The sequence below is a fragment of the Brevundimonas sp. genome (genome assembly GCF_041688735.1).
Lineage (GTDB): Bacteria > Pseudomonadota > Alphaproteobacteria > Caulobacterales > Caulobacteraceae > Brevundimonas.
Window position 1 is genome coordinate 1 of sequence record NZ_JBDNHO010000042.1, and the last position, 5229, is coordinate 5229.

The 5229-nt window shown below is 67.4% G+C and carries 5 protein-coding genes, 2 tRNA genes and 1 pseudogene; 3 read left to right on the forward strand and 5 right to left on the reverse strand.

Annotated features, from left to right (window positions below; genetic code table 11):
• The 3 genes from ACESMO_RS04655 to ACESMO_RS04665 all read right to left on the reverse strand — a co-directional run.
• The coding region (locus tag ACESMO_RS04655; RefSeq protein WP_372707019.1) for a GTP-binding protein at positions 1-141 on the reverse strand (141 nt) is incomplete at its 3' end.
• Between the two features lie 46 nt (positions 142-187).
• Positions 188-261: transfer RNA gene (locus ACESMO_RS04660), tRNA-Gly, on the reverse strand.
• A gap of 39 nt (positions 262-300) precedes the next feature.
• Positions 301-384 (reverse strand) — tRNA-Tyr (locus tag ACESMO_RS04665).
• Between the two features lie 145 nt (positions 385-529).
• On the opposite strand from ACESMO_RS04665, the gene rlmB reads away from it, so the two are divergent.
• The 3 genes and pseudogenes from rlmB to ACESMO_RS04680 all read left to right on the forward strand — a co-directional run bounded on the left by rlmB (position 530) and on the right by ACESMO_RS04680 (position 1996).
• Positions 530-1459 carry a 23S rRNA (guanosine(2251)-2'-O)-methyltransferase RlmB gene (gene rlmB / locus ACESMO_RS04670; RefSeq protein ID WP_372707016.1) on the forward strand — a complete coding sequence of 310 codons (930 nt, stop codon included), beginning with the start codon at positions 530-532 and terminating at the stop codon, positions 1457-1459.
• Positions 1460-1544: 85 nt separating this feature from the next.
• A pseudogene (locus tag ACESMO_RS04675) lies at positions 1545-1637 on the forward strand (TerC family protein); the annotation flags it as partial.
• Positions 1638-1771: 134 nt separating this feature from the next.
• Complete coding sequence (locus ACESMO_RS04680; protein ID WP_372707017.1) at positions 1772-1996, forward strand: type II toxin-antitoxin system HicB family antitoxin; 225 nt, start codon at positions 1772-1774, stop codon at positions 1994-1996.
• On the opposite strand, the gene metG is transcribed toward ACESMO_RS04680, so the two are convergent.
• Positions 1993-3699, reverse strand: coding sequence for a methionine--tRNA ligase (gene metG, locus ACESMO_RS04685; RefSeq protein ID WP_372707018.1), 1707 nt, complete (start codon positions 3697-3699; stop codon positions 1993-1995). The genes ACESMO_RS04680 and metG overlap by 4 nt on opposite strands.
• Positions 3700-3798: 99 nt before the next feature.
• Complete coding sequence (locus ACESMO_RS04690; RefSeq protein ID WP_372707020.1) at positions 3799-5220, reverse strand: MATE family efflux transporter; 1422 nt, start codon at positions 5218-5220, stop codon at positions 3799-3801.
• Between the last annotated feature and the right edge of the window lie 9 nt (positions 5221-5229).

Here is a 5229-nt window from a genome sequence, read left to right on the forward strand (position 1 = left end):
ATAGCTCATCGCCTTGGCCCCGCCGGCCTTGGCCAGCGCCATCGTGATCGCCGCCGTCAGCGTCGTCTTGCCGTGGTCAACGTGACCAATCGTGCCGATGTTGCAATGCGGCTTGTTACGTTCGAACTTTTCCTTGGCCATGGCCAAATCTCCTTGACCGCCAGCGGCGGATTGTTCGTCAAAATATTGGAGCGGGTAGACGGAATCGAACCGACATATTCAGCTTGGAAGGCTGCTGTACTACCATTGTACTATACCCGCGGCCGGTCCGTCGTCCTGATCAGCCGCTTCGAAAGCGCGTGGTGGGGGAAGCAGGACTCGAACCTGCGAAGCTTACGCAGGGGATTTACAGTCCCCCCCCTTTGCCACTCGGGACATTCCCCCAGCGCGTTTCGAACCGTCTGGCCGATGCGACGTTCTCCTTTCGGAGCGCGGCGCAACAAAAGCTCTCGGTGTCCCGCGTCGCCTGAGATAGGAGGGGCGCCAGACCCGAAAGCCCTCAGGGCTCCAAATCGGAGGGCGTCTTATAGTGTCGAGAAAACCAGAACGCAACGACCGGAAATCGGGCAAAAAGCCGGCTTTCGGCGACAGGTCCGCGGGACGTCCCGGTGGGTCGGGAGCGGACCCCAAGGTTAATCCCGGGGCCGGTCCCGACCGCGGCGGCTGGAACCCCAATCCGAAGCCGAAGACCTTCTCTGATTCCGCCCCGCGTCCGTCGAGAGCCCACGGACGTGCCGGGGCCGACGCCGACAATTTCGTCTGGGGCCGCCATCCGGTGCTCGCGGCCCTGGCCAATCCGGCGCGCAAGGGCATGGGCCGGCTGCTGGCGACCGCCGACCGGGCCGCCGAACTGGAGCGCGACAAGGCGACCCACGGGCACAAGATCGAGGTGATCGAAGCCCAGGCGCTGGACCGGATGCTGCCGCCCGGCGCCGTCCATCAGGGCCTGGTCTTCAAGGTCCAGCCGCTGGAAGGCGTGGCGCTGGACGACATAGCCGAGCCCGCTTCCGGCGTCATCGTCATGCTGGACCAGCTGACCGACCCGCAGAACGTCGGCGCCATCTTTCGCTCGGCCCTGGCCTTCGGCGCGCGCGGCATCGTGGTGCAGGACCGGCACTCGCCGGCCCTGGCCGGGGCCCTGGCCAAGGCCTCGGCCGGCGCGACCGAACGCCTGCCCTGCGCGCGGGTGACCAACCTCAGCCGGGCGCTGGAAAAACTGGCCGACCTCGGCTGGCGGGCGGTTGGCCTCGACGGCGCGGCGGAGCTGACGCTTGATCAGGCGCTGGACGAGCGTCCCACAGTGCTGGTCATGGGCTCGGAAGGCGACGGCGTCCGACGTCTCGTGGCCGAACATTGCGACGTCATGGCCCGGATCCCCATGCCCGGTGGATTCGACAGTCTGAACGTCTCCAACGCTGCCGCCGTGGCGCTTTACGAGGCCAGCCGTCATCAGCGCTGACCGGCCGGAGGGCGCGCGCGGTTGCATTCCGTCGCGGCGGGAATAGAGAGCGCCATGGAATTCCTCTCTTTCTCCCGAACTCGCCGGCCAGGCCACCGCGCTCGGCCAGGTGCTGATGATCGACCTCGTGCTGGCCGGCGACAACGCCGTCGCCGTCGGCTTCGCCGCCGCCGCCCTGGCCTTCCTCGACATCACGCCCAAGGAGGTCGAGGAATTCCAGCGCGGAACGGAGGCGGAGGGCCCGGCGGTGGAGACCCCGGCGGCCCTGGCGGGACCGGCGGAGTCCAAAGCGGACGCGGTTCGAGGCGGCTGATGTCTCCGTTCGACTATCCTGTGCTTGTCCAACCGCTCACCGTCCAGGATGGGGGCGGCTATCTGGCGACCGTACCCGACCTGCCGGGCTGCATGAGCGACGGCGAGACACCGGAAGAGGCCATCGTCAACGTGCGTGACGCCATACTCTGCTGGTTCGAAATGGCCGAAGAGATGAACCATCCGGTGCCGCCGCCGTCGGTCGAGCTCAAGCTCACGTCCTAAGCGTCCACACCCCCAAACCGATCCGACCACTCCGCCACCTGACCGTCCTCAATCTTGACGAACAGAACCCCGGCCGCCGCAACCCTCTGGCCACGCGGAAGGACGTCCAGCAGCGGCTCGCTCGCCGTTGGCCAGCTGAAATCGCTCGCCCCCACGGTAGCCGCGATCCTGACCGCCGAGTCCGGCATCACCGGCGCGGCCAGACGCGCGAACAGGGCGACCAGGTTCAGCCCCGTCCGCACCCCGACCGCCGCGCGATCCACGTCGGTCTTGTAGGCGGTCCACGGCGCGGCCTCCTGCAGGTACTCATTGCCCAGCACCCAGACGGCCCGCAGCGCCTGACACGCCTTCCTGAACTCCATGGCCTCGAACTGCGCCGTGGCCTCGGCGATGCCGGCGCGCAGGTCGGCCTCCAGCTTCGCCTCCAGCGGACCCGGCTCGCCCGCGTCCGGCACGACGCCGTCGAACTTGCTCTCGGCGAACTTGACGATGCGGTTGACGAAATTGCCCAGCACATCGGCCAGGTCCTTGTTGGTCGTCGACTGGAATTGTTCCCAGGTGAAGGCGGCGTCCGAATGCTCGGGGCCATAGGCCGTCAAATGCCAGCGCCAGTAGTCGGCGGGCAGCAGCTCCAGCGCCTGATCCATGAACACGCCGCGCTTCTGGCTGGTCGAGAATTTCCCGCCGTACCAGTTCAGCCAGTTGAACGCCTTCAACGTGTCGACCGTCTTCCACGGCTCGCCCGAGCCCAGGATGGTCGCCGGGAAGCTGACGCTGTGAAAGGCGACATTGTCCTTGCCCATGAACTGGACGTAGCGGACGTCGTCCGCTCCCTCGTCCGTCCGCCACCAGTCGCGCCACGTCGCGCCGGTCGCATCGGCCCATTCCTCGGTCGCGCCGATATATTCGATCGGGGCGTCGAACCAGACATAGAAGACCTTGCCCTCCATGCCCGGACGCGGCCCGCCGTCAGGACCCACCACCGGCACGCCCCATTTCAGGTCGCGGGTGATGCCCCGGTCGATCAGCCCCTCGTCGAGGTGTTTCAGGGCGATCGAGCGTGCCAGCGTTTGCCAGTCGCTCTTCGCATTGATCCAGGCCCGGATGCGGTCGGCCAGTTTGGTCTGCAGCAAATAGAGGTGCCGCGTGTCCCGCGCCTCGAGGTTCCGCGAGCCCGACACCGCCGAATAGGGATCGATCAGGTCGGTCGGGTCCAGCAGCCGCCCGCAGTTGTCGCACTGGTCGCCCCGTGCGCCGACATGGCCACAGTGCGGGCAGGTCCCCTCGACATAGCGGTCGGGCAGGAAGCGCGCGTCGTCGACCGAATAGATCATCCGGTCGACCCGCTCCTCGATCAGGCCGTTCTGCTCCAGCACCTGAGCGAAATGCTGGGTCAGCCGCCGGTTGGGCGCACTTGATGATCGGCCGAACCAGTCATAGCTCAGGCCGAACGCCTCACCCGCCGCCTTCTGGACCTCGTGCTGTTCGTCGCAATAGGTCCGCACGTCCTGACCGGCGGCGGCCGCGGCCAGTTCGGCCGGGGTCCCATGCTCGTCCGTGGCGCAGATGTAGAGCACCTCATGCCCCTGCCCCCGCTTGAACCGCGCATAGACATCCGCCGGCAGCATCGAGCCCGCCAGATTCCCCAGATGCTTGATGCCGTTGATGTACGGCAGCGCCGAGGTGATGAGAATGCGGGCCATCGGGTTCCGTGTGGCGAGTGGCGAGTGGCGAGTGGCGAGTGTTAGTGGCGGCGGTTGGCAATCACGGCAAGAGCCCGGAGCGCGAAAGTCGGCGACGACCTACTCGCCACTCGCCACTCGCCACTCGTCACTTCCCAGCCTCCGCGCCACCCGCACGAACCGCCCGGTCAGCAACACCGACGACACCAGGCTGGCGACGATCACCGCCCAGACCAGGCCGTCCACGCCGATTTCATGCGCCCACCACCAGCCCAGCGGCATCATCAGCAGGCCGTAGGCCGCAAAATGCATGATCGTCGGCCACCAGACGTCGCCCGCCGCGCGGTTGGCCGAAGCTGACACGACCTGGATGCCGTCGGCGACGAAGAACAGCGTCGCCAGCACCAGCGCCGGGATGACCATCGCCAGCAGCGCCGGATCGCGGTTATAGGCGCTGGCGACCCACGGCGCGGTCAACCAAAGCCCCAGGGCCACCGCCAGCGTCAGGACGCTCACCACCCCGATCCCGACCAGCCCCGCCCTCAACACACCCCGGCCGTCTCTGGCTCCATAGGCGCGCCCGACCAGCACCGCCGTCGCCGCCGACAGCCCCAGCGGCACCATGAAGACGATGGCCGAGACGTTCAGCACGATGGTCCAGGCCGCCGTCTCGAGCGCGCCCAGCTGACCGGCGATGAAGGTCATGGCCCCGAAGGCCGCGACCTCGATGAAATAGGAACTGCCCGCGCCGTAACCGACCTTGCGCTGGTCACGCTCGGCGGGGGGATCCCGTCGCGGACGGTTGAACACCCCGAGCGCCCGCGCCTCCGGCATCCGCAGGATGTAGACGATCAGAAAGACCGCCAGCGAGGTCCGGGCGAACAGGGTCGCCCAGGCCGCAGCGATCGCGCCGTCGAAGCCCAGCCCCAGCAGGTCCGGCACGAGCAACAGGTTCAGCGCCAGATTGACCCCGTTGGCGATCCACATGGCCCACATCCCGGCGCGCGGCCGATGCAGGGCCTCCAGAAAGAACTGGGCCGCGACACTGACCAGATAGCCGGGCATCGAGAGGGCGAGCACGATCAGCACCGGCGATGCCCCCTCCGCCAGACCGTCGGCCAACCCCAGATTCCGCAGCGCCCATGGGCCGAACAGGATCAGGCCGAACATGGCCCCGAATCCGAGCTGCAATGAATAGGTCACCCCTCGACGCAGCACGGCCCCGACCTCATTGCGCCGCCCCTCGCCGAGGAAGCGGGCGGTCATGACCTGGACCCCCATCATCAGACCGACGGCCGTGGTGACCACGATCATCGTCGGAGTCATGGCCAGCGAACTGAACGCCAGCTCCAGCCCCGAATAATTGCCGACAACGATCACGTCGGTCAGGCCCATGGTCATGATGCCGATCCGCGCCAGCACCACCGGCCACGCCAGATGCAGCAGCTCGCGCAAGGTCGTCCGGGTCCGGGAATTGAAGCCGATCATGGGAGGCGCGACTGGCCACGGCGGCGGTTCGGCGTCAACCCATTCCTCCCCCATCGGGGGAGG

Bases quoted from the DNA above. Each gene is read 5' to 3' on its own strand.
- ACESMO_RS04680 (WP_372707017.1), top strand. From the start codon at position 1,772: ATGTCTCCGTTCGACTATCCTGTGCTTGTCCAACCGCTCACCGTCCAG.
- metG (WP_372707018.1), bottom strand. From the start codon at position 3,699: ATGGCCCGCATTCTCATCACCTCGGCGCTGCCGTACATCAACGGCATC.
- ACESMO_RS04690 (WP_372707020.1), bottom strand. From the start codon at position 5,220: ATGGGGGAGGAATGGGTTGACGCCGAACCGCCGCCGTGGCCAGTCGCG.